Genomic DNA, 26152 nt, shown 5'->3' on the forward strand with positions numbered 1-26152 from the left:
TGAAATCCTGCGCTGAATGATCAATCGCCGGCGCCGGCGCGCACGTCGAACTCGACCTTCCAGCGCTGCGGACCATCGTGCGGCAGCGCCTCGAGCTCGAGCGTGCCGGCTTCGGTGACGCGCGCGTGCAGGCGGACGCGGACCACCTCGCCGGCGGCGCGGCCGTCGGCCGGCAGCGTCGTCTGGATCTCGTCGAGTTCCTGCAGTTCGTCCGGCTCCCACTCTTCGAGCAGCGTACCGACCTGGTCCTGGCGGCGCACCGACGAACCGAAGAAGCGGAAGCGCACCTGCTCGCCGACGACGAGACCGAACTCCATCGCCGGCAACGCCGCCTCGCTCCCTTCCTCCATGCCGAAAGGCGCCAGGCACAGCGCCTGCACCGGCGGCTGCATGCCGGGAACGGCGGGCATCACCGACTCGACGGCGACGTAGTAGGCGCGCGCCGTGCCGCCGCGGATGCGCACCCCCTGGCCGCGCCGGACGTAGCCGTAGTAGGCGGCGCCGCGGGCGACGGCGAGGTCGAGGTCAGCGCCTTCGAGCAGGCGCGCGGCCGCTGCCCCTTCAGCGGCGAGCCACGAGTTGATGATCGTCAACGTCCGCTCGGCGAGCAGATCGGACTTGAAGACGCCGCCGTTGAAGAGGACGGCGGTCGGATGCAGGAAGCTGGCGCCGTCCGGCAGCCGGCTGCTGAAGCCCTCGAGGTCGGCGGTCGCCGCCACCTGGCGGGCGAGAAAGGCGGCGAGGTGGCGGCTGATGGCGGCGTCCTGCGCGTACGGCAGGCCGAGCTGCGTCAGGCCGGCGCGGCCGCGGCCCTGCGGCCGGTCGCCGATCGCCGCCGGCGGGAAGAAGCCGTCGACCAGCGTCGCGCCCAGTTCCTCGCGCGTCAGCTCGCTGCGCAGCGAGCCACCGATCAGCCGGGCGCCGCGGCTGGCGATCACCAGCGGCACGGACGCCAGATCGGGGTCGCCGAGCAGCGCCTCCTTGGCCGACCGGCAGGCGTGCGTCAGCGCGCGCAACTGCCAGGCGTCGAGCTTGCTGCCCTGCGCCGACAGCTTGCCGGCGACGGCGTAGGCGAGTGCCAGGTCCATGTTGTCGCCACCGAGCAGGATGTGCTCGCCGACTGCGACGCGGTGCAGTTCGAGGTTGCCGTCGCGCTCGACGACGGCGATCAGCGAGAAGTCGCTGGTGCCGCCGCCGACGTCGACGACGAGGATGATGTCGCCGGGCTGCACCTGCTTGCGCCAGCCGCCGCCGCTCTTCTCGATCCAGCTGTAGAGCGCCGCCTGCGGCTCCTCGAGCAGGATCATCCGCTCGCAGCCGGCGGCGCGCGCCGCCTCGGCAGTCAGCTCGCGCGCCGCCGGGTCGAAGGATGCCGGGATGGTGACGACGACTTCCTGCTCGACGAAGGGCGCCGCGGGTTGCGCGTGGTCCCAGGCGGCGCGCAGGTGGGCGAGGTAGCGCAGCGAGGCCTCGAGCGGCGACAGCCGGGCGACTTCCGGTGGTGCGTCACTCGGCAGGATCGCGGCCCGGCGGTCGACGCCGGCGTGGCAAAGCCAGCTCTTGGCGCTCGACACCAGGCGGATCGGCGTCGCCGCGCCGCGGCTGCGCGCCATTTCGCCGACGGCGTAGTCGTGCTCCGCCGTCCACGGCAGGCTGAGATCGCCGCTGGCGAGTTCGCTGGCATGCGGCAGGTAGATGAACGAGGGCAGCAGTCCGGGTGACTCGACCGTGCCGGGTGCGGTGAGCTGCGGGATCGGCAGCACCTGCTGGCTGACCTGCTCGCCGTCGCAGGCCGCGAGCTCCACATAGGAGAGCGCGCAGTGGGTGGTGCCGAGGTCGATGCCGATCGAGAATCTGGCTTCGCTCACAGTTCCACCTCCGCCGCGGCAACGATGCGCAGGTCGTGGCCGCTCGCCAGTTGCGGCAGGCGCGTTTCGCCCACCCGCCAGCCGCGATGCGTCAGGCTGCCGGTAAACGGCGGCTGGCCGACGACGTTGCCGGTGACGCGGATCGCCGCGGCGTCGAAGCCTGCCGGCAGCGTCAGGCGGCTGCCTTCGGGCTCGTCGCGCACCGGCTCGATGCGGAAGTTCTCGCGCAGCACCTTGCGGCAGCCTTCATGGACGACGCGCGCCGCGGCACCGATGTCGGCGTCGCCGTAGGCGGCGACATCCTCCTGGATGAAGTCGATGAAGCGCGCTTCGCGCTGCAGCAGCCCGAGGAGCTGCAGCGCGCCGTCGGGCGCCGCGGCGAGCAGCGGCGGCGGCGCCGGTCTGGCGGCGGCGGCAGGCGGGGCCGGCGGCGCCGCTGGTTCGTGGCGCTGCTCGCCACTGCGCAAGGCCTGGATGCGGGCAGCGAGGTCGCCGTCGGCAAGGACGGCGAAGAAGGTGCCGAAGGCAATCGAGATTCTGCTCAACAGGGATGGGTGGGCTGCTTTCATGGATGGTTCCTGGTGTCTGCCGCGCGGGCGGCGCGGTCGGGTGTTCGCGGGTTCGGCCGTGGCTCGGCGACGGCCGCCAGCCGGGCCCGGCGCCGGTCTGTTGCCGGTGGCGACGGGGCTCGGGCGCGCTGGCGTGCGCATGGTAGCGATGGCCGGGGTGAGACGCAACGCCGGCCGGCGGACCGCAGCCGGCTCGATGGCCGGCCGCCGGTGCTGCGACGGGCGCGTCTGTTGCGGCGCAATATAAACCATTTTGCCGAAATTCGGTAGCGCGCGGCCACGCGCCGGCCCGCTGCCACGGGCGCGACGCTGCCGGCACCGTGCACGTTGCAGCCAGGGACGTGTGAGATGAAGCCAGGGACGTGCGAGATGGAGCCAGGGACGTGCGAGATGGAGCGAGGGATGTGCGAGATGAAGCCAGGGGCGTGCGAGATGGAGCCAGGGGCGTGCGAGATGCAGCCAGGGGCGTGCGAGATGAAGCCAGGGGCGTGCGAGATGAAGCCAGGGACGTGCGAGATGGAGCGAGGGGCGTGCGAGATGTAGCCAGGGATGTGCGAGATGAAGCCAGGGACGTGCGAGATGGAGCGAGGGGCGTGCGAGCCCGATCCTGGAGCCGGTCGGCCGAGGGCTGGCAGGGGACGCCCGGGAGAAGGGCCGGGGATGACGGAGACGGTCATGAGCCGCATCAGCCATGACCGTCGCGAGCCACTCTGCGGACGGAGGCGCGCGGCTGGCTACCCCGCGGCTGTCGACGCGCCGGGTGGCGTGCCGCCGGCGGGTTTTCTCTCGCGCCGCGGCGCGCGCTCGACGTGGCTGGCGCTGTCCCAGGCGCGCAGCTTGGCGGGGTTGCGGGCGTACTTGTTGTTCATGATGGCGTCGAGCTGCACCACCTCGGCCGTACCCTCGCGGATCAGGCGGCCGACGGCGGCGGTGCTGGCGACGCCGCTCTGGTCGTCGGACTGCATGCTGGTCTCGGCGGAGCGGATCGCGGCAACCTCATCGGCGAGTTCGGCGACGAAATCGGCCGGCAACTCGTAGGCGAGAAACTTCGCCACGACGGCCGGGTCGGCGAGTTCGCGCGCGAAGGCATCGGCGGCGGTGAGCAACGCATTCTGGGTCGGATTTTCGGGGCTGCGGAAGCGGTCGGCGAAGCCGGGTTCGCCGACATCGATGGCGCGCGCCGTGCGCGCAATGCTCTGCAGGTCGAGACGCAGCGAATCGAACAGAAGCTCCTTGGCTGTCGCCGATCCGCCCCCCTGCCGCGCCTTTTCGACATCGAGATCCCAGATGATCTGCGCCAGCCGGGCAAAATGCCCGGCCGCCTTGCTGCCGGTGACGAAATCCGCGGCGTTGCAACTGCCGAAAATCTGCACGCGGCCGAACATGTCATAACGGCGAGTTTCTCGGTCATTCATGATGGGGTCACCGGTAAAGGGTCAATGGCAGGACTGCCGAAGGGAAATTAGCGCGCTGCGCCCCTTCTGGCAAGCTGTTGATGCGCTTGTCCGCGTTCCTGCGCCGCGCGCGGCGGCTCGACCGGGCCGAGTGTGCATGGCGCGGGGCTTTGCCACCCGGCGGAAGGAGCAGGCGCGGCTCGAGGCGATCATCGCCAGCAGCGGCGCCGACCTCGACAACCAGACCGAACTCGCGAGCGTCGAGTACCAGAAGCGCCACGAGACGCAGGAGATCTTCATCCCGGTCGGCGAGCGCCTCGGCGGCAAGCTGATCGAGTTGCGCAACGTCCGCAAGTCCTTCGGTGACCGCCTGCTGCTCGACCGGCTCAGTTTCAGCGTTCCGCCGGGAGCGATGGTTGGCATCGTCGGCCCGAACGGCGCCGGCAAGTCGACGCTCTCTTGCATGCTCACCGGCAGCCAGCAGCCCGATTCGGGCGAGATCGAGGTCGGCGACACCATCCGCCTCGCCTACGTGGACCAGATCCGCGACGGTCTCGACGGCAACAAGACGGTCTGCGAGGAGATCTCGGGGTTCCTCGACCACATCTGCTCGCACATCCTCGCCTGCGAGGGCGATTGGCAATGGACCTTCTTCGGCGGCAACGACCACGAGTACGAGGAAGACAAGCGACGCCGCCTCGGCGAGGAAGCATCGCGCCCGAAACGGAAGCGCTACCGGCCGATCGCGCGCTGAGGCGCTCCGGCGCGCTGCGCTTGGGATCGTTACGGGAATGGAAGCGCCCGACGACGGGGTGCGCCATTCGCGATGGCGTGCAGACCGCCGGGGCAAGCACTCGGCACCGGGCCCGCAGTACAATGACCTCTCTCTCTACGGAGGCACTCGCCATGGGAAACAAACTCGAATTGCTCGAAGCCGAAGCCCTGCAACTTACAGTCGGTGAACGCGCGGCGTTCGCCCAGGTATTGCTTGCCAGTCTCGACGAAGATGCTGAGGTTGAGGAAGCATGGGCCGCCGAAACCGAGCGCAGAATTTCCGACATCGAGAGTGGAGCGGTACAGACCATTCCAATTGCTGATGCACTTGCACAGGTTCGTGCGTCGCTGAGGTGAAGCTTGTTGTTGCTCCTCTGGCGCCCTGGTTACTGGGCGCATAGGAAGTAGCGCGCTGTTGCCACTTCGACCGGTGATGCCCAGCCCGTCGAGGTGCCGGCCTACCTGCTGCACCTGATTCGCGACCGCAAGCTGGCCTACGCCAGTGTCAACCAGGCATCGTGTGCGCTGCGCTTCCTTTATCGGCGGGTGCTCGGTCGCCCGGAAGCCGGTTTCGACATCCCGATGGCGAAGGTGCCCAAGCGCCTGCCGCAGATCCTGTCGCGCGAAGAGGTCGCACGCCTGATCGACGCGGCGCGAACCCTGCGCGGACGCACGCTGTTGATGACCACCTACGCCGCCGGCTTGCGGGTATATCTGTCGACGACCTCGCGCGACCTGCACTTGGCGCGCTCGAAGCGGATCGGCAACACCTCGCCCCTGGAGCTGCTCGCCCCGCTCGGTTGAGTTCTCGCCAGTGACCCTGGCCGAGGTCTTCCGCCGGCATGGGCCGGCGTACCTCGCCAACCAGGTCCTGTCGCCGGCCAGGGCCAAGGTCTGGCGGTCGATCGTCGCCTGTCGCACCGCTGTACTCGGCGGCCATGTCGAGACCTGCGACTGCTGCGGGGTCACGCGCCACGTGGATCACTCGTGCCGCAACCGGCACTGCCCGCAGTGCCAGACGCGAGCCAGGGAGGACTGGCTGGCGAAACGGCGCCAGGAGCTGTTGCCGGTGCCGTACTTCCATCTGGTGTTCACCCTGCCGCAGGCGCTGCACGCGCTGGTCGGACAACGTCCGCGGGTGATCTACGAGATGCTCTTCGGCGCGGCGGCGGCCACGCTCACCGAATTCGGTGCCAACCCCCCGCGCTGGCTGGGAGGAAAGCTGGCGTTCTCGCTGATCCTGCACACCTGGAAGCAGGATCTCGGGCGGCACGTGCATGTGCACGCCTTGGTCACCGGTGGGGCGTTGACGCCCGAAGGCGAATGGCGGTCGCCGACGCGCGGCTTCCTGCTTCCCGTTCGGGCGCTGTCACGGGTCTTCCGCGGCAAGTTCATCGCGGCTCTGAGCGAGGCCCGCGGCCCGCGCCAGCGCTTGACGGAATCGCTGGCCGACGAGAAGCTCTGGCAGCTTCTGCGTCAGCAGCTCTACGCGCACGACTGGGTGGTCTACGCGAAGCAGCCGCTCGGCGGGCCAGAGCAGGTCCTCGCATAGCTCGAATGCCTCGGTCGGTACACCCATCGCGTGGCAATCTCGAACGGTCGTCTCGCCGCCATGGACGAGACGACCGTCCGCTTCCGCGTGCGCGCGCCGCCTGGCAAACGCGTGCTCCGGCTGCCGGCGGCGGGATTCATCGAGCGCTTCCTGCTGCACGTGCTGCCGAGCGGCTGCAAGCGGATTCGGCACTACGGCCTGCTGGCGCCGGCGGCGAAGGCGACGAAGCTGGCGCTGGCGCGGCAGGCCTTGTCGGTGCCGGCACCTGATGCGGTGATCACGGCGACGGTGGAGGACTTCCTGCAGCGCGTCGGCCGAGCGGAGTGGGCGCGCTGTTCCCACTGCCACGACGGACGCTTCGTGCCGACGGCGGCGATTCCGGCCCTGCGTCAGGCCATGCCGCAGAGCGCCTCCGTTCGCGGGCCGCCATGAACACGGCTGCTGCTGGGCAAGGCGCTCCCCATGGGCGATGGCGGTTCGGGCTGCCAGGCGGTGCCTCGTCGTCTGCTTGCCGAGCGCTCCATTCTGCCGCAGCTTTCCGCGTGCCAGTTCGCCCGTTTCGTTCCGTTCACCGGCTCGCGAACGGCACGGAGCCGTTCGTCTGCCTCTGGTCACGCCATCTGGGGCTTACCCGTGGCTTGACCCGCGGCGCGGGGGGCTTACAATCCCCATAAGTACCGCCGTCGAGGCGCTTCAGTCCAACGAGGTTTATCTGCCGCGGATGCACCAGCGGCAAGGCCGGACGCTTTCGGCGCGGCAGATAAACGCTATTCGTTAGGCGCCAGAAATTGCTAGGTCCGGTCGTCGCCGCTACGATGCTTTCATCCTGAGGAGCCGAAATGCGGAATGCCAACATTGCAGTCACCCTTGTAGTGCTCTTCGCTTCTGGGGGAGCACACGCTGCGGGCCTGTGCGAATACACCCCTTCCAGCTTGCTCGGCAAGACTACGGCAACGAGCGCTGGCGTCGGAGCAGCCGCAACTGCCGCGACTGGCATGGGCATGAAGGCAGCCGGTCTTTATGCCATTCAGAACGCTGTCTCTGGTGCTTGGATGCTCGGCTCTACAGCAGCAGGAGCGTCGGCGGCTGGCACAACTGGCATCCTTGCAGGCACCGCCGGTGCAATTGGCACGGCGGGTGCCGTCGTCATGTCCACGCCTGTGATTGCTGCCGGCGCCGTTATCGCCGCCGGGATTGGGGCCTATGAAGGCGGCTGCTACTTGGTCGGCACCTCATCAAAGAAGTAGTTGCGTTGCAAAGCACTCCTCGCGGCAGTGCTGGCGCCTAACGAATAGCGTTTATCTGCCGCGGATGCTCCAGCGGCAAGGCCGGACGCTTTCGGCGCGGCAGATAAACGCTATTCGTTAGGGGTTAAAGATCGCTCTTGACTCGCAGTCCTCGGAGTACTATAGTGCTCGCAATGCGACGAGACATTGGGTCACGCGCAATTTTTCAGGAGCGAACCATGCATACCGTTGAAGTCGACTTCGACGTTTTCAAACAGCTCACCGTCCGCAGGGCAACGGAAGATGTCAGCTACAACGACGTCATTCGCGAGCTTCTTGGCCTCGGCCAAGGCAAGGCGAGTACTGCGAAGGAAACATCCGGCCCATCCCCAGACGATTGGGTTGCTAAAGGGGTTCGGTTTCCCGCAGGCACCGAGTTTCGAGCTACCTACAAAGGCCAAGTTCGCACTGGCCGCGTTGAAGGTGGCGCGCTTGTAGTCAACGGGCAGCACTATGACTCTCCGTCAGCCGCCGCAGTAGCTGTAACAGGTAGCCCTGTGAATGGTTGGCGCTTCTGGGAGTGTCGCCTTCCTGGCAAGTCCTCGTGGCAACTCATCGAGAGCCTTCGCCGGTGAGCTAACCCCTAACACTGCGCTCCAAAGGACGGTGCGCGATAAAGCCGCGCAGCGCCCCTGAGCTTAGACGTTAGGCCACATAACCCCATGATCCCCGGCTCACCCGAATTCAGTGCAACCGTAGCGCTTTTCGCCGCCGTCGTCTCTGCAGTCGGCGCGCTTATCGCCTTCTTCGACCAAACGGGACTACCGAGCCTTGCGCCGCGGCAGGAATTTGCTTCATCGAACCGCCGGATACGTGACCGGTTCGTCCGGTGGTGTGGGAGGGGGAGGCAGCGAGGCTTTCTCCTCTCCCGATTGGGCGTCTGAAACCGTGACTACGCAGTTCATCGCCGCATTCCGGAACGCAACATCGCCCGAAGCCCGAGGGAAGTTTCTCTCCAGGGTCTTCGGCATCTTCTCAGAGGAAATCGTGCGCATCTGGGCTGCCGATCCGCGGTCACCATACGAGGACTTGGGTCGCCCCACACTTCGGAAGGAAGGTGAAGTGTCCGGTTCCACGCTCGACTTCACTTTTCGGAGCAGACAAACTGGGAGCATCTACCCCGCCGAGTTGAAGTGCGAAATCGAGTATCAGGACTACAAGTACTTCGTTCTGGCAGAGACCCGCCAGCTCGACCATCACACCAAACCAGCATTCGCTGCACTACTTGCGGCTGCGCTCAAGCAGCCTGGGCTACACGCTTACGTTCGCCGGCGCGAGGTTCCGATTGACGGAGCAATTCTTGTTTGGGGTGCGGCTACAGACGAAGGTCGAGCCGCAGTTGTCCGTGAACGGGGTTTCTTTGCCGTTCTAACCATCGGCGAAATCATTGCCGACCTTCAGTCTTGGGGAAGTGAGCCCTATCGGGCGTTTCTGGCAGCCCGCCGGGCGTGGTCCAACGAGTTGTATGACGCTCTTCTTCCGAATCACGCAGACGCCGAACCTCATGACGCGCGAGATTTCCGAGTCTGACTGGCAGCTGTTTCGCAAGCTGCATGCCGTTGCCCTTGAACGCTTCTGCGCCCGGCTGCTGAACGAAATCGACGCCGCCAGGACTGCCGCGGAGACCGGTTCGCATCAACGCTACCTTGACATCTGCAGGATCATCGAACGGGGAAGCCAGGAGTAGCCGGATACGTGACCCGTTCGTCCGGTGGTGTGGGAGCGGGAGGCCGCGAGGCCTTCTCCCATCCCGATTGGACGCCACCAACACGAATTCTCGGCGTGCTTGCCAGGGTGTAGCCTTTGAGCTACATTGCACCAATGCGAGTCGAGAAGACCGATGATTACCGCGCCTGGATCGACGGCCTGAAGGATCTGGCCGCAAGGGCTCGCGTGCTGATGCGCGTTGATCGTCTGATTCACGGAAATCCCGGTACACATCGAGATCTCACTGAGGGTGTTTCGGAGCTCAAGGTCGATGTTGGTCCTGGATACAGGGTTTACTACTCTCTTCGCGGCGACAGGCTCCTTCTGTTGCTGGCGGGCGGCGACAAGTCAACCCAGGCAAAGGACATTGCCAAAGCACTATTGCTCAATCGGAAATATTTGGAGTAGTGGTCATGGTCAAGGCAAGTACGAAGAAATCTGGCAATACAAAGACGACACCTTATGATGTGTCGGAACACCTGCGCACGCCGGAAGAGATGGCCGCATATCTGGACGCATGGTTTGAAGAAGCGCCTGAAGACGCAGCAGGAATTGCCCGTGCTCTCGGCGACATCGCTCGTGCCAAAGGTATGTCACAAGTAGCCAAGGATGCTGGCCTCAGTCGCGAGAGCCTGTACCGAGCACTGAGCGCGGAAGGAAATCCTAGCTTCGCAACCGTTCTCAAGGTAGCCAAGGCACTTGGAGTGAGGCTTCATGCTCAGGCATTACCGAGTGGCGTCTAACGAGTAAGTCAACCTACCACGCCGCAGCGGTGCCGCATGACGCCCGACCCTGCAGTCAACCGGGCCTTGCACAAGCATCGCATTGCAGCGTACTCGCTTCGCTCACCGCTGAACCTGCAATTCGGCCTCCAGAGGCAAGAACCCGCGCGCACCTTGAGCGCTGACTCTGGTGTGGCTGGATTGAAGAATGCGCATCGAGTTCGACCCAGACGAGGACATTGCGAATCACTCGAAGCACAACGGGAATCTTGGAAGACAGTCCAGGGTTTCCAGAACAAGCGGAATTCATGAAGCGCAGAGTCCAGGTCGGAACCGGCCGCCGCGCGGCTTTTCCCCATCCCGATCATGCACGAAGGACAACGAGATGGCTGTCGCAGTGAATGATTGCTTGGTCGAGGTGGCTGGCGGGCAGGTATTCGTTCGCCACTGGCAGCCCGATGGCGCCACGCATGCGCCGATCGTCCTGCTGCACGACTCGCTGGGTTCGGTCGAACAGTGGCGCAGTTTCCCGGCGACCTTGGCCGCGAGGACAGGCCGCCCGGTCCTGGCGTATGACCGCCTTGGATTTGGCCAGTCGAGCAGCCGGACGACGCCTGCGGACCGCGGCTTCATCGACGACGAGGCACGGCTTCATTGGCCGGCCATTGCCGATGCTCTTGGGCTCTGCGAGTACGTGCTTTTCGGCCATAGCGTCGGTGGCGGCATGGCGTTGGTCGCGGCCTCTGTTGCGGAAAATCGCTGCGTGGCGGTCATCACCGAGTCCGCGCAGGCATTCGTCGAGGAGCGAACGCTGTGCGGCATCCGGCAGGCCATGCAGTCCTTTGCCGACCACCGCCAGTTCTCCCGGATCGTCAGGTGGCACGGGCAGAGCGCGCGCTGGGTACTGGATGCCTGGACCGAGGTCTGGCTGTCTCCAGAGTTTCGTGCGTGGTCGCTGGATCCCTACCTGGCGCAGGTGCATTGCCCGGTGCTCGCGATTCACGGCGATTCGGATGAGTTCGGATCCGCTGCGTTCCCGCGCCGCATTGCGGAAGGTGTCAGCGGGCCGGCAAGAATGGAGATGCTTGATGCGTGTGGCCACACTCCGCACCGCGAGAGGGAAGACGAGGTGCTGTCCCTCGTCTCCTCGTTCCTGGCTGAAAATGCGGTTCCGTAGGTGGATTCTGCGCCAGAATGCTGAGGGCGCATCGGGCACTGCAGCCGCTGCAGCCGTGCGACGGATGCAGTGCCCATCTCGCCACCGTTGGAGCAAACATCGAAGGCACCGCGCCGGCCGTCGCGTCGGCGCTGCCGTCAAGGGAGGATGAGCATGCGCTTGAATCGTTGCATCCCGTCGCGGGTGCTGCTGTGCGCGGCCATCGCGGTCGCCGGTCTGCCGCCGCTGCAGGCGCAGGAATATCGCCGTGATGGCTCGGTGCGCCCGGAGCGGGTGCTGTCGCCCGATGAAAGCGTCGGCGAGCCGGCGCTCTCGCCCGGGGCAGTCCGTCCGGACAGGGCCCTGGCACCCGATCAGACCGATTCCGGACCGGTGTGGTCGCCGGGCGCGGTGCGGCCCGACCGGGCGCTCCCGCCCGACGAGACCGGCGCATCACCGGTGCTTTCACCCGACGCAGTGCCACCGGATCCGGCGTTGCCGCCAGACTAGCCGGCCGCCGGCGTCACGGTGGCAGGTGCCGGGTTGGCGGCGGGCAGGCGGTCGATGAACCAGCGCGCGGTGGCGCGCGCGACCCGCTCGAAGGCCGCTGCCGAAGTGGGCGAGTCGGCCGCGGCAGCCAGGGTCTGCAGTTCGTGCGGGCAGGCCAGTTGGCGCAGCGCGCGGCGGTTGCTCGTCGTGCTGCGCTCGTCGTTCTCATCGACGAGGACCAGCAGCGGCGCGGCCAGCGAGCGCAGGTAGAGGGCGCCGGCGAGATCGATCAGCCCGCCGCGGCAGACGAGCGCGTAGATGTCGTGATCGCGCAGCGCGGCGACGCGCAGCACGACGGGCGAGCAGTCACCGGCGGCACTGAGGCCGATCGGCAGCGGCGGCAGTTCACCGAGCAGCATCCGCTGCTTGAGCAGCGCCAGGCCGTCGAGCAGACGGCGGGCGAGCAGGGAGACGTTGTGCTGCAGATCGGCGAAACGCTCTTCCGCCGGCGTCAGCAGATCGAGCGTCAGGGTGCCGATGCCGGCATGCTGCAGGATGACGGCGAGGGCATCGTCACGTGCTGCCGGTGCCGGCCCGGCGTGCGTCAGCACGACCAGTGCGCAGAGCCGCGCCGGCAGCGTCAGCAATCCCTGCAGCGAGCCCTGGCCGGCGGCGATGGCGATCGGCGTCTGGCCCGGGAAGGCGAACGCGCCGGTCAAGGACGCAACAGCCTGACCGGCACCCGGCGTGGCCCGAAAGGCTTGCCGAAGCGCGCAAAGTGGCCAGCGATCCGGGTGCCGCAGTGCGGGCAGTGGCCGTCGGCGGGCAGGTCGTGGTGACGGATGTGGTACCAGTCGCGCTCGATCAGCGCCGCTTGGCAGCCCGGGCAGAAGGTGGTGCCGCCCTCGCTGTCATGGACGTTGCCGGTATAGACGTAATGCAGGCCGGCGTCGATGGCGATTCGCCGCGCCTGCGTCAGGGTCGACGCCGGGGTCGCCGGCAGATCGTCCATCTTCCAGTCGGGGTGGAAGGCGGTGAAGTGCAGCGGCACCTGCGGCCCGAGTTCGCGCGCCACCCAGTCGGCGAGGGCCTTGATCTCGGCCGGCGAGTCGTTCTTGCCGGGGATCAGCAGCGTCGTGATCTCGAGCCAGCAGTCGGTCTCGTGGTGGATGTAGGCGAGGATGTCGAGCACCGGCTGCAGGTGACCGCCGCAGAGGCGAAAGTAGAAATCGTCGGTGAAGGCCTTCAGGTCGACGTTGGCGCCGTCGATGACGGCGAAGAACTCGCGCGCCGGCGCGGGGTGGATATAGCCGGCGGTGACGGCGACGGTGCGGATGCCGCGCTCGTGGCAGGCGAGGGCGGTGTCGATCGCGTACTCGGCAAAGATCACCGGGTCGTTGTAGGTGAAGGCGACCGACTGCGCGCCGTAGGCGACGGCTGCGCGGGCAATGTCGTCGGGCCCGGCGGCGTCGAGCAGCCGGTCCATGTCCTTCGATTTCGAGATGTCCCAGTTCTGGCAGAACTTGCACGCCAGGTTGCAACCGGCGGTGCCGAAGGAGAGGATCGCCGACCCGGGATGGAAGTGGTTGAGCGGCTTCTTCTCGATCGGGTCGATGCAGAAGCCCGATGAACGGCCGTAGGTGGTGAGGACCATCTGGCCGTCGAGGTTCTGGCGGACGAAGCAGGCGCCGCGCTGCCCGGCGTGCAGCTTGCAGTCGCGCGGGCAGAGGTCGCACTGGATGCGCTCGTTGTCGATCGCGTGCCACCAGCGGCCGGGGTGCGCCGATTCGGGTACTTTCGGCGCGTGCGTCACTTCTCTTTCCATTTGCGTACTCCGTAACGGGCGAGAGTGACTTCTGGATGCCAGAAGTCGGCCGGCAGCCCGGCCTTGAGCTTCAGTTGCGCGAGGAACTGGCGTGCATCGGGGAGTGACTCCCAGACCTGCGGCAGGAAGGTGGCGCGTCGCTGCCGATAGCCGAGGACCAGGCCATCGACGCCCGGCCGCAGGCGGGCGATGGCGTCGGCCTCATCGGCGACCGGGAAGGGTTCGGGTGGCGTCAGCAGCGAGACCTCGACGCGCGTCGTGGCGAACTCGTCGGCGGTCAGCGGCGCAAAGCGGTGGTCGCGGAAGGCGGCGGCGAGGGCGTTCTCGCCGACATCGAGCAGCAGTGGCCGGTGCGCCTCGAGGCTGCCGATGCAGCCGCGCAACTGGCCGTTGCGGGTCAGGGTGACGAAGGTGGCGGCCGGCTCGGCCAGTTCGGGCAGTTCGCCGGGTGGCCGCGTCGGCAGGCGGAAGTGGTGCGCGATCGCGTTGCGGGCGATGGTCAGCAGGGCTGCGCCGAGGCGGTCGACGGGATCACTGGGCACTGCTGGCCTCCTCGCTGAACGTGAAGGCGCCGTAGCCGACGACGCGCAAGCGATCGCCGGCGGTGTCGCCCGAGTTGCGCAGGTCGATCAGTTGCGCCTGGAGCCCGTGCCGCCGCGCCGCCAGCAGCAGGCCATTGACCGGCGTCGCACCGCAGGCCTGCTGATGGTCGAGATGGGCGTCGAGGGCGACGATGTGGCGGGCGGTCTCGCTGTCGGTCGCGCGCGCTGTCTGGTAGGGCAGGTAGTGCGACAGGTCCGAGCTGATCACGACAAGCGTCTCGTCGCCGCCCCAGAGGCAATCGAGCACCTCCGCCACCTCTGCCGGCGAAGCGCGGCCGACGGCGAGCGGCAGCAGGCCGAAGTCGCCGAGAACGGTCTGCAGAAATGGCAAGTGCACTTCCAGCGAGTGTTCGACGGCGTGTGCGGCGTCGCTGACGACGACCTGCGGCAGGTGCGCGATCGCCGCCACCGCCTGCTGGTCCACCGCGACGACGCCGAGCGGGGTGGCAAAGGCCGTGGCCGCCGGCAGCGCGAGGCCGTTCACCGCCACGCGGTGGGTCGGCCCGAGGAGGACGACCCGCCGGATGTCTGCGGCCCGTTCCGCCAGCGGCGCGTAGACGCTGGCGGCGATCGGCCCGGAATAGACGTAGCCGGCGTGCGGGGCGATGATCGCCTTGACGCGCCGGCCGGGCGTCGCCGCCGGCGCCGCGCCGTCAGCGAGCATCCGCCGCAGGTCGCGGGCGAGTGCGTTCGCCGATTCCGGATAGAACATGCCGGCAACGGCTGCCGGGCGGGTATGCGGTGTCGGGTCCATCACTTTGATCCTCCTGCGCAGGTGTCTGGCTGCGCCTGCTCGGCGCGATAGCTTAAAATTAGTCCATGTCAGCCCACTACGCAATCGTTCCCGCTGCCGGCAGCGGTTCCCGCCTCGGCGGCGAGGCGCCGAAGCAGTATCAGCTGCTGGCCGGGCGGCCGCTGCTGCACCACAGTCTCGCGACGCTCTGCCGCTGTCGCGCGATCGAACGCGTCTGGGTCGTCCTCGCGCCCGATGACGGATGGTGGCGCCAGTTTGACTGGAGGAGTCTCGGCCACAAGCTGGAGACCGTGTTCTGCGGCGGTGCGACGCGTGCCGAGAGCGTCGCCAATGGCCTGCGCGCCGCCGCCACCGCCGCTCTCGACGACGACTGGGTGCTGGTGCATGACGCGGCGCGCCCGTGCCTGTCGCCGGCGATGCTCGCCACGCTGTGCGACGAACTGGCAGACGACGCCGTCGGCGGCCTGCTGGCGGTGCCGGTGGCGGACACGCTGAAGCGCGCTGACAGCGGCCAGCGCGTCGCCCGCAGCGAGTCGCGCGACGGCCTCTGGCAGGCGCAGACGCCGCAGATGTTCCGCTACGGTCTGCTGACGCGGGTCCTCGCCGAGCATCCGGGCGGCACCGACGAAGCGTCGGCGGTCGAGGCCGCCGGCCTGCGGCCGCGCCTGGTGCGCGGCGACGTCAGCAACCTGAAAGTGACCTTTCCGGGTGACCTGCGGCTGGCGGAGATGATCCTGCAGGCGCAGGGGAGGGGGGGCGAATGATCCGTGTCGGCCAGGGCTGCGACATTCACGCGCTGGTTCCCGGCCGCCGCTTGCTGCTCGGCGGTGTCGAGATCGCGCATCATTGCGGGCTGCTCGGCCACTCCGACGCCGACGTGCTGCTGCACGCGATCACCGATGCGCTGCTCGGCGCCGCGGCGCTTGGCGACATCGGCCGCCACTTCCCGGACAGCGACGAGCGTCATCGCGGCGCCGACAGCCGGCAGCTGCTGCGCGCCACGGCGGCGCTGCTGGCGCAGGCCGGCTGGCGCGTCGGCAACGTGGACGCGACGATCAGCGCGCAGCAGCCGCGCCTGGCGCCCTACCTGCCGCAGATGGTCGAGCACATCGCTGCCGATCTGCAATTGCCGACCGACTGCGTCAATGTCAAGGCGAAGACGGCCGAGCGACTCGGCTTCGTCGGCCGCGGTGAGGGGATCGCCGCCGAAGCGGTGGTGCTCATCAGCCGCGACGACTGAGGCGGTACCGCCGCGGCAAGGCAGCGCCTCAGATCACGCGCACGCGGATGACCTGCTCCACCCCGCGGATGGCGTCGATCACCGCTGCATCGGGCTCGCTTTCGACGTCCATCAGGTTGAACGCGAGCTCGCCGCGGCTCTTGTTCACCATGTCGACGACGTTGACCTTGTGCTCCGCCAGGATCGACAGGACATGTCCGAGGACACCGGAGACGTTCACGTTGGCGAAGGTGATGCGCGCGGTTCCCGGGCTGCGCTCCATGGCGATGCGCGGGTAATTCACCGAGTTCGTGATGTTGCCGTTCTCGAGATAGTCGACCAGCTGGTTGGCGGCCATCACCGCGCAGTTTTCCTCGGATTCCTCGGTGCTGGCGCCGATGTGCGGCATGGCGATGATTTTCGGGTGGCCGAGCAGGGCCGGCTCCGGGAAGTCGCAGACATAACGGCCGAGCCGGCCGGCTTCGAGGCTGCGCAGCACGGCTGCGGCATCGACGATCGCGTCACGGGCGAAGTTGAGCAGCACGGCCCCCGACTTGATCACCGCCAGGGTATCGTCGTTGATCATGTGTCGCGTCGTGTCCACCGCCGGGACATGCAGCGAGACGTAGTCGGAACGGGCGAGGAGCGATTGCAGGTTCTCCATCCGGCTGACCTCGTTCGACAGCCGCCAGGCGGCGTCGATCGACAGCACGGGGTCGAAGCCGACGACCGTCATGCCCATCGCCAGAGCCATGTCGGCCACCATCGAGCCGATGGCGCCGAGGCCGACGATGCCGAGTGTCTTGCCGCGCAACTCGGTGCCGGCAAAACGCGACTTCGCCTTTTCCACCAGCGGCGACATCTCGGCTGCATCCTTGATCGCCGACAGCGACTGGACGTAGTTCATGCCGTCGATGATGCCGCGCGCGCTGAGCAGCATGCCGGCCATCACCAGCTCCTTGACGGCGTTGGCGTTGGCGCCGGGGGTGTTGAAGACGACGATGCCCTGTTTGCCATACTCGGCGACGGGTACGTTGTTCACGCCGGCGCCGGCGCGGGCGACTGCCAGCAGGGTTGCGGGAACCTCGATGCCCTGCAGCTTCTGGCTGCGCAGGAGAAAGGCGTCGGGATGCGCGATGTCGCTTCCGACTTCATATGTCTTCCGCGGAAAGCGCTCCAACCCTTTGATTGAAATCTGGTTGTAGGTTCTGACCTTGAACATGGCTAGACGATCCATAAGTGGTTTTCGGGGCGATTGCTGGTGGCGGCAGGCGGCATCACGCAGCGGCTTGCGCATGGGCCCAAGCCAGCCAGGGCATCAGCGCCTGCAGGTCGGCGGTGTCGATCGTCGCGCCACACCAGATGCGGATTCCTGCCGGTGCGTCCTTGTAGGAACCGATGTCGTAGGCAACACCTTCGCTCTCGAGCAGCTTGACCATCTTCTTCACCTGCTCTGCGGCCAGCGTGACGCTCAGGCAGACGCTGGTGTTGGAACGTGTCGCCGGGTCGCGGGCGAGGAAGGAGATCCAGTCGTTGTCGGCGACGAAGCCGGCGATGACGCCGAGGTTGGCCTCGCTGCGTGCGATCGCGGCCGCGACCCCGCCGATGCTCTCGATCCACTGCAGCGCGTCGAGATAGTCCGCAACGCAGAGCATCGAGGGCGTGTTGATCGTCTCGCCGCGGAAGATGCCCTCGCTCAGCTTGCCGCCGGAGGTCAGCCGGAAGACCTTGGGCAGTGGCCATGGTGGCGTATGGCTCTCGAGCCGGGCGACTGCGCGCGGCCCCAGGATGAGCATGCCATGCGCCCCTTCGCCACCGAGTACCTTCTGCCAGGAGAAAGTGACGACGTCGAGTTTCTCCCACGGCAGATCCATCGCGAAGACGGCCGAGGTCGCGTCGCAGATCGTCAGCCCGCCCCGGTCGGCGGCGATCCAGTCGCCGTTCGGTACCTTGACGCCCGAAGTGGTGCCGTTCCAGGTGAAGACGACGTCGTTGTCGAAGTCGACCTGCGACAGGTCGACGATGTCACCGTACTCGGCCTTGAGGACGCGCGCGCCGGGAAGCTTGAGCTGCTTGACGACATCGGTCGCCCAGCCCGATCCGAAGGACTCCCAGGCGAGGACGTCGACGCCACGCGCACCGAGCAGCGACCACAATGCCATTTCGACCGCACCCGTATCCGAACCCGGCACGACGCCCACTCGGTAGCCCTCCGGCAGCCCCAGGATACGGGCCGTCTCGCTGCAGGCGAGCGCCAGCGCCTTTTTGCCCAGGGCCGAGCGATGCGAGCGGCCCAGCGTGTCGAGCTGCAGCGCGCGGACATCATAGCCGGGGCGTTTGCTGCACGGTCCCGAGGAGAAATTGGGATTGCGGGGTTTGACTGTGGGTTGCATGGTAGCCTCTGTCTCGGAAAAGGGAAAGCCGGGTTGATGCTTCCGCGACGCTCCGCCGGCCGCCGGGAAACAAGCATGGGATTGTAGCAGAGAGTGTTTTTTGCGGCAGCAGGCGACCCGTCGCAACGGGCATTGGTGGCCGGTGGCCGCTGTCCTGCCGCCCTGGTGGCGCCCGGTTTCCCTGGCGCCGGCGGGTCGGTTGTGGCATCCTTCGCCGCTTCGCGGGGGCAGTGGTCGCTCAGGATGGAGAGGAAGATGGTGGTCGGTACGACCGCGGCCGATGGCGGCCGCGAGGACGGTCGCTGCTCTCGCCTGGACGGCGGGTTTGCCGCCGTCGGCGCTTAGGATGCTCAGCCGTGCCAAGTGAGCGGGCGCTGCTGCCGATCCTGTTCCGTGACGAACACCTGGTGGCGATCGACAAGCCGGCCGGACTGCTGGTGCATCGCACCGCTCTCGACCGGCACGAACGCCGCTTTGCCCTGCAGATGCTGCGCGACCAGATTGGCTGCCACGTCTACGCCAGCCACCGCCTCGACCGCGGGACCTCGGGCGTTCTCCTGTTCGCCCGCAGCAGCGAGGTGGCGCAGTCGCTCGGCACCATGTTCGCCGAGCGCCGCATCGTCAAGCGCTACCTCGCGGTCGTCCGCGGCCATCCGCCGCCGCAGGGCGAGATCGACCATCCGCTGCGCCGCTGCTTCGGCGACGACGAGAACAGCGGCGAAACCGCCGTGCCGACCATCCAGCAGGCGGTCACCCACTACCGCCGGCTCGCATCGATCGAGCTTCCGCACGCCGTCGACCCCTACCCGCAGAGCCGCTATGCGCTGCTCGAACTGACGCCATTGAGTGGCCGCCGTCACCAGTTGCGTCGCCATCTGAAGCACATCGCGCATCCGATCATCGGCGACACGACCTATGGCAAGGCGGCGCACAACCACCTGTTTCGCGCGCTGCTGGGCTGCCAGCGAATGTTGCTCACGTGTACCGAGCTGCGCTTCGCTCATCCAGTCAGCGGCGTTCCGCTGCGGGTGATCGCGCCGCTGGCCGGCGAGTTCCTGCGCCTCGTCGAGCGCTTCCAGTGGGCAGCGGCGCTGCCGCCGGAATGGCTGCCGGCAGGAGTGGTGACCGCCGATGGCTGAGGTCGAGGAATCGCTGCTGGCAGGGGTGCCGCTGCTGATCGTGCGGCACGCCGACGGCGCACGCGCATTGCCGACCGTGCTGTGGGTGCACGGTTACGGCGCCAGCAAGGAGACGCACCTGGCCGAGCTCCATCGTCTTGCCGACCGCGGGCTGCAGGCCATCGCCATCGATGCGGTCGCCCACGGCGCGCGTCGCCCCGACAGTCTGCCATGCCGGGTCGGTGGATCGCCGCGCGAGAATGCAGCGATCTTCCGCCAGATCGTCGGCGAGACCGTTGCCGGCCTGCCGCGGCTCGTCGATCAACTGTTCGAACTCGGCCGCTGCGTGCCCGGCCGGCTCGCGATCGCCGGGGTCTCGATGGGCGGTTGCATCGTGTACGGCGCGATCGCCACCGACAAGCGCTACGCCGCCGCCGTGGCGCTGCTCGGCTCGCCGGAATGGGTGCGGAGCGATGACGATGCAGCCTGGCTCGACGCCTTCCATCCGACGGCGCTGCTGTCGATCACCGCTGCTTGCGACAGCGTCGTACCGCCCGCCGCGGCGCGGCAGTTGCACGCGCTGCTCGCCGACCGCTACAGCGAGCAGCCTGAGCGGCTGCAGTACGTCGAACTGGCGGGCGCGCCACACCTGATGCCGGCCGCGGACTGGGCGACGGCCACCGGTCACGCTGCGGAATGGCTGACCCGCTTCCTGGGTTGATCGTCTGCCACACCCCTGCGCCTCACTGCGGATTGCCCTCGACCCGGCTCACCGATGCCACGGCGGATGCCGGACGCGCGTCCTCTGCCTCGAGGCCGGCGATCACTTCGCCGGCGATGCGATAGGACTTGCCGCGGAAGAGGGCGATGATCTTGCCGTTGTGGTTGCGGATCGTCGTGTCGTAGACGCCGGTACGGCCCGCCCGCGAACGCTCCTCGCACTCGGCCTCGAGAACCTCGCCTTCGGCTGCCGGCGCCAGAAAATCGATATGGCACGCCGAGGCGACGGTGTTGCGGTTGTAGGCGTTGCAGGCATAGGCGAAAGCCGAGTCGGCAAGAGTGAACAGGTAGCCGCCATGGCAGATGTGGTGGCCATTGACCATGTCCGGTCGAACGACCATCGACATTCGCGAGTGGCCCGGGCGAACGCTGATGATCTGCAGGCCGATCAGCCGGCTGGCGGCGTCGCGGCTGTACATCGCTTCGGCGGTGAGTTCGGCAAGGCGGGCGGCAGCCTCTGACTCATGGGCGCTGGCATTCTTGGGCATGTGCGGTCCTTTACGCAGGTTCCCGGTCGGCCGAGATCTGCCGCCGAACCAGGGGACTCACCGCAGCGACCTGGGCGCTGCCTGCGCACACGGGTGCAATCGGAAGTGCGACTGTGGATCAGGCGGCCTGTTGACGTCTGGACTGCCAATAGCGGTCCCACTCCTGGTTGGCACGGCAGACACGCAGCGCCAGCATGTGCTTGGCGTTTTTCAGTTTCCACCAAGCGCCGGCCCGCTTGAGACGGTCCTGGATGACGTAACGGTGTGCGCTTTCGATTTCGCCGGACCCTATTGGCAGCCCGGCCACGAGCGCGTCTTGATAGTTGAACTGCCCCGGGCGATTGGTGAGATAGCGATGCGCCGCGCGCACCGGGGCGTTGGCATCGGGAACGGTGTCGTCCTCGACGAATCGCTGCAGTTCCTCGACGACGTCCTGGAGGCGGTTCTGTTTCAGCCGATCCTTCTGCGTTTCCAGCCAAGCCCTCGCCGCCGTGCCGGCGATCGTGTCCCCTGCGGCCGTCAGGTAGTCACAGACATGGTAGAAATCGACGAGAAAGTGGCCTTGCAGTCCGAATTGCTCACTCACCTGATCCGCAATCCATGCGGCGCCGTCGCTGACCGCATGGACCTTGGTCTTACGCCCCAGTCCGGCCTGAACCGCCGTGCGCAACAGCGTCTCTCCGACCTGGTCGGGCGGGCCCACGGTGGCGCCGAACACCGGGGTGACGGAGCCCGGCGCATGGACCAGACTCAAACGCGCTTCCCTCCAGCCCACCCGGCGGGTCTTGCGGCGGTCCACTTTCGCGCTCTGGTCGTCCGATTCGGCCGTCTCCACGACGGGAATCATGCTCCCATCGATCTCGCCGATCAACTGCTCTACGCCGTCTCGTGCCGGGATTTTTGCCGCCGCTTTCGGGCGCTCGTCGATCGTCGCGGCATGCCGCAAGACGATCGGCCAGCACGTACTGGCGGACACCTCGATACCGTAGTGCTCTTTCAGCTTCTGCGGAATGCGCGCCGCGGGCGCGTCCGCCCCGAAATCAACGATCGCTCGCTGCAGCGGCTCCGAGCAGCCCCGGCAGACCACCTCCGCCGAACGCGTGAATGGCCGGATCTCCGGCCCGCGCGTCCCTTGCCGGAAGACCTGCTCCGCTACTTCGATCTGTCCGTACCGGGTCTGCCAATAGACGTTTTTTTTCCTTCCGCTGCACGCCCGGTTGTTGCGCCACCTCTTCTTCCTTCCGCTGCGCTTGCCGTCGCGCCCAGCCGTGCAACGCTTCGTTGCCCAACTGCCGCAATTCCTCCGTCACCCGCCGCTCCGCCTCCGCCGCCTTCTCAACATCGCCGGCCGCATTCTCGACCACCGCCAGCAAAGACTCGATCTTGGCTTGGAGCTCGGGATGATCTCTAAACCGCTCTTCCAAACCCCGACTCGGCTTGAGTCGCCCCTCCATTTCCGACCACCTTTCTGTCATGGGTCTCGCTCCAAGGTGAAGTAACCCACCACTATTTACCCCACCTCCGCCCAATTGTCTAGTGCCGAATGCCACCGCCAACCACCTCGCCCCGGCGTCAGTCGCACTTCCGATTGCACCCTGCGCACACGTCCGGTTTGGTGTTCCCCCGGCCTTCTGCTAGAATCCCCAGCCTTCCGGAGAGATGGATGAGTGGTTTAAGTCGCACGCCTGGAAAGCGTGTTTAGGATAATCTCCTAACGCGGGTTCGAATCCCGCTCTCTCCGCCAGAAAAAGTCTGAAAGAGCTGTTAAATCATCGCTGAGTTTTTTGCGCAAATCTCGCACCAACCATGTGCCCCATCAATTTGGTTGCGCTTGCATGGCATGTCCTGAGACAACGAATCGCTACGCGTCGATGCGCCGGCGCCGAAAGGCCCTCGGTGATCTCGTCGTCGATATGACAGCCAACGGCTTGGTGCGTCATCGGCAGCTCACGTCAGACGAGCATGCTCGTTGGGGCGCGTGACTTCACTGGCTGCAGTCGCGCGTTCAGGGTTTCGCAGGCGCTGCGCCGATTCGATCGCCATAACGTCGCACAAGCGAGAGGAGGTCGGAGAACCGTCGTCGCGGACAAGTGCTACTCCTTCTCGAACCCCTGGCTAGCGAACTTCAGCGTCCGCCCATTCTCGGTAACGGTGCGCACGACGTTGTCCGGCGCGCCACCCGGTATCTCCGCCTCCACCTCGATGGTCACCGTCACCCGCGCGCCCACGAGTCCGACCAGATGCGAAATCACCTCATCCGCGATGCGGCTGGCGTCACGGCCGACACGGGTGGCATCGAGCACCGCCGTGCCGTGGAAACGCTTCGGCTTGGCGGCAACGGGCTGAACGGCCGCTCCTGTTCCTCGCTCAGCGGTCGGCTTGGCGGCGATCGTTCCCGGGCCACCCGGAGTCGGCGGGTCTGATGTCGTTCCCGAGCTTGGCGCTGCGCGCTCGCCATCGACTTGCCGGAGAGCCACCTCCGGCCTGACCACCAGACCCGGCGCATGGGCATCGGTCAGCTTGAGCATCTGCCCCACGCGCAGGCCCTGGTAGCGACCGGCCGCGTCGTCGAAGCGATCCGCGAAGGCAAAGCCGTCCTGGACCCAGGTCAGCAGACTGACGCCGTCACTGATCGCGTGCAGCAGGACGCTCGAATCCCTGAGCCGGGGCAGGTAGATGTAGCGCGCGAAATCCTCGATCAGTTGCTTCACCGCCACGTGATCACCGCGCCAGAGCGGGATGCGCTCGAGTTCCATGCGCAGGCGTGTGGAGGCGAAGGTGGTCAGATACAGCTCGTCGCTGCGCAGCTTCCTGCTGACGCGCACGGCCAGCGCATCGGTCCCGGATAGCCGCAGCGCCTCCCAGGTGATCGGCGCTTGCGGGGTTTCCTGCCCCGGCACCAGCAGCCATTGGTAGGTCTCCGGCAGCCTGGCGGTGACCGTGCCGTCGGCGGCTGTCTTCTGGGTCTCGGCCTGGGTGACCTGATAGGGAGTCAGGTTGAGCTGCACCTTCTCGCTGAGGATCGACTCCCACGCCAGGTACTTGCGTGCCGCTTCGTCGAGGTCCTGCAGGCGGGTCCTGTCGGCCGCCAGGAAGACCAGCGTGTTCCGGTAGAGGCGGGGCGCATTGCCGCGCGATTCAAGGATGGCCCTGGCAGCCAGCTCGCCGGCGCTGTTGCTTTCCTTGCTGTACGGATGATTGACGCCGAGCACGACCAGCCGCGCGTCCAGGTCGTCCGGCACGTCGGCACCGGTCGCCGGCATCGGGTGGATGCGCGCGAAGTCGCCCTTGCGCTCCAGATCCTTGCGCAGGCGTTTTTCGATCTCCTGCGCCACCCTGTCCGGATTGCGCTTGAACTGCTCGGCGCGGTCTTCGGCCAGTTTGGTCACCGTCGGCTGTGTCGAATACCAGTAGTGCGGCCCGTCCTGGTAGAGATAGGTCGCCGCGCCGGCCATCCGGCGCAGGGCGTCACCAAACACCGCCGGCGATTCGCCCGGCATCGCGCAGCCCAGCTTGACGCGCCGATCCTCGATCCCCTTGTGCGCGGCGGCGGTGGTCGGCGCCGAGCCCATGTAGATCGCACGCGCCACCCGCCGGCACGCCGAGACCCGGCCCAGGTTGGGCAAGTCCCGGTCGAGCTTCAGCGGCAGCGAGTTCGGCCCGTCGACATCCTTCTCGATCACCGGCACCCAGTTGTCGGAGAGGTAGCGCGTCAGTTCCGACTGCACGCGCGCGTTGTCGATCGCCACGTTACCCGGCAGGATCAGTGGATTGCGGTCGCCCTTCTCCCACAGGCTGTGGATCACCGCCGCCATCAGCCGCAGCACGCCGCGCGTGCGCTGGAATTTGACCAGCGTCGACCAGTCGGTGTACAGCCGGTCGAAGACTTCCGGGTGGATCGGGTACGCCGCCCGGATGCGTTTCTCGTAGTCGGATTCGCGGCACTCGGGCGGAAACTCCGCCTGCTGCGAGCGGTAGAACTCGGCGAAGGCGCGCGCCACGACGTCCCGGTCCCTGAACTGCGCCGGGTCGGCCAGCGGCTGGAAAAGGCGCCGGCGAACGATCTCGAAGCCCTCTTCGGCACTCGCCGGGCGCCACGACGATTCGACCCGCCCGACGACGTTGCGCAGCCGGTCGAGCGCCTCGCGGCCGCGCGTGCCGCCGACTTCCACGTCGTTCGCCTGCGAGTGTGGCAGATTCTGTGGCGAGCCGGAGGTATCCGACGCCGGCAGGCTGATCACCAGCAGGCAGTTCCTCGCCAGCTTGGCCGATTCGGTCAGTACCTGCGCGAAGCTGAACTGCGTCTCGAAGCCGCCGGCCGGCAGGTCGCTCTGGTCGTGGAGCTGGCGTGCATAGGCCACCCACTCGTCGACCAGGATCACGCACGGGCCGTAGTCGTTGAACAGCGCGCGCAGAACGTCGCCGGGGCTGGTCGCCTGTTCATCGTCGGCCGCCAGTCGCGCGAACGCTGTCCCTCCGCCAAGCTGCCAGGCCAGCTCGCCCCACAGCGTGCGCACGACCGTACCGTCGGGCTTGGTCGCCGGGTTCCCCGGAGAAATCTTGTTGCCTACCAGCACCACGCGGCGGGCCGTCGGAATCCTGCTCGCCCCGGCGGCAGCCATCACTTCGTCGATGCCGGCCAGCTCGGTCGGCGCGATTCCCGAAAACAGGTGGTAGAGCGCCAGCATCGAGTGCGTCTTGCCGCCGCCGAAGTTGGTCTGCAACTGCACCACCCGGTCGCCACCGCCCGTGGTCAGGCGCTGCACCGCGCCGACGAGCATCCCCTTCAGGCTTTCGGTCAGGTAGGTGCGGCGGAAGAACTCCACCGGGTCCCGGTACTCGTCGCTCCCCTCGCCGAGATGCACCTGCCACAGATCGGCGGCGAACTCGGCCTGCTGGTAGCGACCGCTCGCCACGTCGGCATGCGGCATCACCACTTCGCGCCAGGGCTTGAGGTTGCCGGCGACACCGCTTTCGATCGCCGTGCTGGCCGATTTCCGCTTTTCGCTGCGCGCCTGCTCGTCGAAGCGAACGCGCAGCAGTTCCATCTTCATCTTCTCCACGTCGTCCGCCTGCGCGGCCGAAACGGCGGAGAGCAAACGCCCGGCCGAATCAAGCGCGCGGTAGGCGTCGTCGCTGGAGAAGGGTTCCTGATGCGCCCAGGCGTTGCGCACGGTCACCAGCTCATTGACCAGGCTGCGCTCGCTCTTGCCGAGGATCTGGCGAAAGACCTCGCCCCATTTGCGGTCCATGACGACCAGCGAGGCGGCAACGTCCTGCAGCGATTCGCCCTTGCCGGCGCCGAGGCGGGTGTCGGACAGGACGTCCTTCACCTCGAAAGCCCAGCCGTTGCCGTACTTCGCTTTCAGTTCCCGCTCGATGAACGGCAGCAGGCCGGTTTTCAGAAGCTCCAGCGCCTTGCCGACGCGCTCGTGGTTGGTGATGGCCATTGCGAT

Annotated in this window: 26 protein-coding genes, 1 tRNA gene and 2 pseudogenes; 15 read left to right on the forward strand and 14 right to left on the reverse strand. The window is 67.1% G+C overall.

Annotation, left to right across the window (positions count from 1 at the left end):
• Nucleotides 1-20: 20 nt before the first annotated feature.
• From V5B60_RS14790 to V5B60_RS14800, 3 genes are all read right to left on the reverse strand, one after another.
• Nucleotides 21-1868 carry an Hsp70 family protein gene (locus V5B60_RS14790; protein ID WP_332347772.1) on the reverse strand — a complete coding sequence of 616 codons (1848 nt, stop codon included), beginning with the start codon at nucleotides 1866-1868 and terminating at the stop codon, nucleotides 21-23.
• The gene (locus V5B60_RS14795; RefSeq protein WP_332347773.1) at nucleotides 1865-2437 is read right to left on the reverse strand and encodes a DUF2760 domain-containing protein; all 573 of its coding nucleotides are present in this window, start codon (nucleotides 2435-2437) and stop codon (nucleotides 1865-1867) included. Before V5B60_RS14795 ends, V5B60_RS14790 begins: the two co-directional genes overlap by 4 nt.
• 734 nt (nucleotides 2438-3171) lie before the next feature.
• Nucleotides 3172-3852: a hypothetical protein gene (locus V5B60_RS14800; protein ID WP_332347774.1), complete on the reverse strand. Its 681-nt coding sequence runs from the start codon at nucleotides 3850-3852 to the stop codon at nucleotides 3172-3174.
• 193 nt (nucleotides 3853-4045) lie between these two features.
• Here V5B60_RS14800 and V5B60_RS14805 point away from each other — a divergent pair.
• The 5 genes and pseudogenes from V5B60_RS14805 to V5B60_RS14825 all read left to right on the forward strand — a co-directional run.
• Nucleotides 4046-4585: pseudogene (locus V5B60_RS14805) on the forward strand (ATP-binding cassette domain-containing protein); the annotation flags it as partial.
• 152 nt (nucleotides 4586-4737) lie between these two features.
• A complete protein-coding gene (locus V5B60_RS14810; RefSeq protein WP_332347775.1) occupies nucleotides 4738-4962 on the forward strand; it encodes an addiction module protein in 225 nt (74 codons plus the stop codon).
• Between the two features lie 93 nt (nucleotides 4963-5055).
• Nucleotides 5056-5409, forward strand: a complete 354-nt coding sequence (locus tag V5B60_RS14815; protein ID WP_332347776.1) for a phage integrase N-terminal SAM-like domain-containing protein — start codon at nucleotides 5056-5058, stop codon at nucleotides 5407-5409.
• A gap of 10 nt (nucleotides 5410-5419) precedes the next feature.
• A pseudogene (locus V5B60_RS14820) lies at nucleotides 5420-6589 on the forward strand (IS91 family transposase).
• Between the two features lie 407 nt (nucleotides 6590-6996).
• A complete protein-coding gene (locus V5B60_RS14825; protein ID WP_332347777.1) occupies nucleotides 6997-7404 on the forward strand; it encodes a hypothetical protein in 408 nt (135 codons plus the stop codon).
• 191 nt (nucleotides 7405-7595) lie between these two features.
• Here V5B60_RS14825 and V5B60_RS14830 read toward each other — a convergent pair whose 3' ends face one another.
• Nucleotides 7596-7895, reverse strand: coding sequence for a hypothetical protein (locus V5B60_RS14830; RefSeq protein ID WP_332347778.1), 300 nt, complete (start codon nucleotides 7893-7895; stop codon nucleotides 7596-7598).
• A gap of 1013 nt (nucleotides 7896-8908) precedes the next feature.
• On the opposite strand from V5B60_RS14830, the gene V5B60_RS14835 reads away from it, so the two are divergent.
• The 5 genes from V5B60_RS14835 to V5B60_RS14855 all read left to right on the forward strand — a co-directional run bounded on the left by V5B60_RS14835 (nucleotide 8909) and on the right by V5B60_RS14855 (nucleotide 11538).
• Entirely contained in the window at nucleotides 8909-9130 is a 222-nt protein-coding gene (locus V5B60_RS14835) for a hypothetical protein (RefSeq protein WP_332347779.1), read from the forward strand.
• Nucleotides 9131-9264: 134 nt separating this feature from the next.
• A complete protein-coding gene (locus tag V5B60_RS14840; protein ID WP_332350577.1) occupies nucleotides 9265-9558 on the forward strand; it encodes a type II toxin-antitoxin system RelE/ParE family toxin in 294 nt (97 codons plus the stop codon).
• Nucleotides 9559-9563: 5 nt separating this feature from the next.
• Nucleotides 9564-9893 carry an addiction module antidote protein gene (locus V5B60_RS14845; RefSeq protein WP_332347780.1) on the forward strand — a complete coding sequence of 110 codons (330 nt, stop codon included), beginning with the start codon at nucleotides 9564-9566 and terminating at the stop codon, nucleotides 9891-9893.
• A gap of 187 nt (nucleotides 9894-10080) precedes the next feature.
• Nucleotides 10081-11049 (forward strand): alpha/beta fold hydrolase, encoded by a 969-nt coding sequence (locus V5B60_RS14850; RefSeq protein ID WP_332347781.1) that lies wholly within the window; start codon nucleotides 10081-10083, stop codon nucleotides 11047-11049.
• Between the two features lie 153 nt (nucleotides 11050-11202).
• The gene (locus V5B60_RS14855) at nucleotides 11203-11538 is read left to right on the forward strand and encodes a hypothetical protein (RefSeq protein ID WP_332347782.1); all 336 of its coding nucleotides are present in this window, start codon (nucleotides 11203-11205) and stop codon (nucleotides 11536-11538) included.
• Here the strand turns inward: V5B60_RS14855 and V5B60_RS14860 are convergent.
• From V5B60_RS14860 to amrB, 4 genes are read right to left on the reverse strand one after another with little or no spacing between them, the layout of a single operon-like run.
• Nucleotides 11535-12236, reverse strand: a complete 702-nt coding sequence (locus V5B60_RS14860) for a hypothetical protein (RefSeq protein ID WP_332347783.1) — start codon at nucleotides 12234-12236, stop codon at nucleotides 11535-11537. The two genes, V5B60_RS14855 and V5B60_RS14860, sit on opposite strands and share 4 nt — an antisense overlap.
• Nucleotides 12233-13342 carry an AmmeMemoRadiSam system radical SAM enzyme gene (amrS, locus tag V5B60_RS14865; protein WP_332347784.1) on the reverse strand — a complete coding sequence of 370 codons (1110 nt, stop codon included), beginning with the start codon at nucleotides 13340-13342 and terminating at the stop codon, nucleotides 12233-12235. The genes V5B60_RS14860 and amrS overlap by 4 nt, the downstream gene beginning before the upstream one ends.
• The gene (gene amrA, locus V5B60_RS14870) at nucleotides 13327-13884 is read right to left on the reverse strand and encodes an AmmeMemoRadiSam system protein A (RefSeq protein WP_332347785.1); all 558 of its coding nucleotides are present in this window, start codon (nucleotides 13882-13884) and stop codon (nucleotides 13327-13329) included. Before amrA ends, amrS begins: the two co-directional genes overlap by 16 nt.
• On the reverse strand, nucleotides 13874-14698 hold the full coding sequence (gene amrB / locus V5B60_RS14875; RefSeq protein WP_332347786.1) for an AmmeMemoRadiSam system protein B: 825 nt from the start codon (nucleotides 14696-14698) through the stop codon (nucleotides 13874-13876). The genes amrA and amrB overlap by 11 nt, the downstream gene beginning before the upstream one ends.
• 65 nt (nucleotides 14699-14763) lie before the next feature.
• Between amrB and ispD the strand changes: the two genes are divergently transcribed.
• Together ispD and ispF are read left to right on the forward strand one after the other, a co-directional pair.
• On the forward strand, nucleotides 14764-15462 hold the full coding sequence (ispD, locus tag V5B60_RS14880; protein WP_332347787.1) for a 2-C-methyl-D-erythritol 4-phosphate cytidylyltransferase: 699 nt from the start codon (nucleotides 14764-14766) through the stop codon (nucleotides 15460-15462).
• Nucleotides 15459-15938, forward strand: a complete 480-nt coding sequence (gene ispF / locus V5B60_RS14885; RefSeq protein ID WP_034933994.1) for a 2-C-methyl-D-erythritol 2,4-cyclodiphosphate synthase — start codon at nucleotides 15459-15461, stop codon at nucleotides 15936-15938. Before ispD ends, ispF begins: the two co-directional genes overlap by 4 nt.
• A 28-nt stretch (nucleotides 15939-15966) precedes the next feature.
• On the opposite strand, the gene V5B60_RS14890 is transcribed toward ispF, so the two are convergent.
• On the reverse strand, nucleotides 15967-17139 hold the full coding sequence (locus V5B60_RS14890; protein WP_332347788.1) for a phosphoglycerate dehydrogenase: 1173 nt from the start codon (nucleotides 17137-17139) through the stop codon (nucleotides 15967-15969).
• Nucleotides 17140-17194: 55 nt separating this feature from the next.
• Complete coding sequence (locus tag V5B60_RS14895; protein ID WP_332347789.1) at nucleotides 17195-18310, reverse strand: phosphoserine transaminase; 1116 nt, start codon at nucleotides 18308-18310, stop codon at nucleotides 17195-17197.
• 356 nt (nucleotides 18311-18666) lie between these two features.
• Between V5B60_RS14895 and V5B60_RS14900 the strand changes: the two genes are divergently transcribed.
• A complete protein-coding gene (locus V5B60_RS14900; RefSeq protein ID WP_332347790.1) occupies nucleotides 18667-19449 on the forward strand; it encodes a pseudouridine synthase in 783 nt (260 codons plus the stop codon).
• Nucleotides 19442-20149 carry an alpha/beta hydrolase family protein gene (locus V5B60_RS14905; RefSeq protein WP_332347791.1) on the forward strand — a complete coding sequence of 236 codons (708 nt, stop codon included), beginning with the start codon at nucleotides 19442-19444 and terminating at the stop codon, nucleotides 20147-20149. Before V5B60_RS14900 ends, V5B60_RS14905 begins: the two co-directional genes overlap by 8 nt.
• 22 nt (nucleotides 20150-20171) lie before the next feature.
• Here the strand turns inward: V5B60_RS14905 and paaI are convergent, their stop codons facing one another.
• The 3 genes from paaI to V5B60_RS14920 all read right to left on the reverse strand — a co-directional run bounded on the left by paaI (nucleotide 20172) and on the right by V5B60_RS14920 (nucleotide 22171).
• Nucleotides 20172-20696 (reverse strand): hydroxyphenylacetyl-CoA thioesterase PaaI, encoded by a 525-nt coding sequence (gene paaI / locus V5B60_RS14910; protein ID WP_332347792.1) that lies wholly within the window; start codon nucleotides 20694-20696, stop codon nucleotides 20172-20174.
• A gap of 118 nt (nucleotides 20697-20814) precedes the next feature.
• A complete protein-coding gene (locus V5B60_RS14915; RefSeq protein ID WP_332347076.1) occupies nucleotides 20815-21783 on the reverse strand; it encodes an ISKra4 family transposase in 969 nt (322 codons plus the stop codon).
• Entirely contained in the window at nucleotides 21737-22171 is a 435-nt protein-coding gene (locus V5B60_RS14920; protein WP_332345299.1) for a hypothetical protein, read from the reverse strand. Before V5B60_RS14920 ends, V5B60_RS14915 begins: the two co-directional genes overlap by 47 nt.
• Nucleotides 22172-22349: 178 nt before the next feature.
• Here V5B60_RS14920 and V5B60_RS14925 point away from each other — a divergent pair.
• Nucleotides 22350-22440 (forward strand) — tRNA-Ser (locus V5B60_RS14925).
• Between the two features lie 349 nt (nucleotides 22441-22789).
• Here V5B60_RS14925 and V5B60_RS14930 read toward each other — a convergent pair.
• Nucleotides 22790-26146, reverse strand: a complete 3357-nt coding sequence (locus V5B60_RS14930; protein ID WP_332347793.1) for a Swt1 family HEPN domain-containing protein — start codon at nucleotides 26144-26146, stop codon at nucleotides 22790-22792.
• Nucleotides 26147-26152 lie beyond the last annotated feature (6 nt).

This window comes from Accumulibacter sp., from assembly GCF_036625195.1.
In the GTDB taxonomy this organism is placed as follows: domain Bacteria; phylum Pseudomonadota; class Gammaproteobacteria; order Burkholderiales; family Rhodocyclaceae; genus Accumulibacter.

Excerpts from the sequence above, each read along its gene's own strand:
- V5B60_RS14905 (WP_332347791.1), top strand. The coding sequence starts at position 19,442 with ATGGCTGAGGTCGAGGAATCGCTGCTGGCAGGGGTGCCGCTGCTGATC.
- V5B60_RS14845 (WP_332347780.1), top strand. The coding sequence starts at position 9,564 with ATGGTCAAGGCAAGTACGAAGAAATCTGGCAATACAAAGACGACACCT.
- V5B60_RS14895 (WP_332347789.1), bottom strand. The coding sequence starts at position 18,310 with ATGCAACCCACAGTCAAACCCCGCAATCCCAATTTCTCCTCGGGACCG.
- V5B60_RS14810 (WP_332347775.1), top strand. The coding sequence starts at position 4,738 with ATGGGAAACAAACTCGAATTGCTCGAAGCCGAAGCCCTGCAACTTACA.
- V5B60_RS14840 (WP_332350577.1), top strand. The coding sequence starts at position 9,265 with ATGCGAGTCGAGAAGACCGATGATTACCGCGCCTGGATCGACGGCCTG.
- V5B60_RS14825 (WP_332347777.1), top strand. The coding sequence starts at position 6,997 with ATGCGGAATGCCAACATTGCAGTCACCCTTGTAGTGCTCTTCGCTTCT.
- paaI (WP_332347792.1), bottom strand. The coding sequence starts at position 20,696 with ATGCCCAAGAATGCCAGCGCCCATGAGTCAGAGGCTGCCGCCCGCCTT.
- amrS (WP_332347784.1), bottom strand. The coding sequence starts at position 13,342 with ATGGAAAGAGAAGTGACGCACGCGCCGAAAGTACCCGAATCGGCGCAC.
- ispF (WP_034933994.1), top strand. The coding sequence starts at position 15,459 with ATGATCCGTGTCGGCCAGGGCTGCGACATTCACGCGCTGGTTCCCGGC.
- V5B60_RS14890 (WP_332347788.1), bottom strand. The coding sequence starts at position 17,139 with ATGTTCAAGGTCAGAACCTACAACCAGATTTCAATCAAAGGGTTGGAG.
- V5B60_RS14835 (WP_332347779.1), top strand. The coding sequence starts at position 8,909 with ATGACGCTCTTCTTCCGAATCACGCAGACGCCGAACCTCATGACGCGC.
- V5B60_RS14855 (WP_332347782.1), top strand. The coding sequence starts at position 11,203 with ATGCGCTTGAATCGTTGCATCCCGTCGCGGGTGCTGCTGTGCGCGGCC.
- V5B60_RS14795 (WP_332347773.1), bottom strand. The coding sequence starts at position 2,437 with ATGAAAGCAGCCCACCCATCCCTGTTGAGCAGAATCTCGATTGCCTTC.
- amrB (WP_332347786.1), bottom strand. The coding sequence starts at position 14,698 with ATGGACCCGACACCGCATACCCGCCCGGCAGCCGTTGCCGGCATGTTC.
- V5B60_RS14800 (WP_332347774.1), bottom strand. The coding sequence starts at position 3,852 with ATGAATGACCGAGAAACTCGCCGTTATGACATGTTCGGCCGCGTGCAG.
- V5B60_RS14850 (WP_332347781.1), top strand. The coding sequence starts at position 10,081 with ATGCGCATCGAGTTCGACCCAGACGAGGACATTGCGAATCACTCGAAG.
- V5B60_RS14930 (WP_332347793.1), bottom strand. The coding sequence starts at position 26,146 with ATGGCCATCACCAACCACGAGCGCGTCGGCAAGGCGCTGGAGCTTCTG.
- V5B60_RS14920 (WP_332345299.1), bottom strand. The coding sequence starts at position 22,171 with ATGACAGAAAGGTGGTCGGAAATGGAGGGGCGACTCAAGCCGAGTCGG.
- ispD (WP_332347787.1), top strand. The coding sequence starts at position 14,764 with ATGTCAGCCCACTACGCAATCGTTCCCGCTGCCGGCAGCGGTTCCCGC.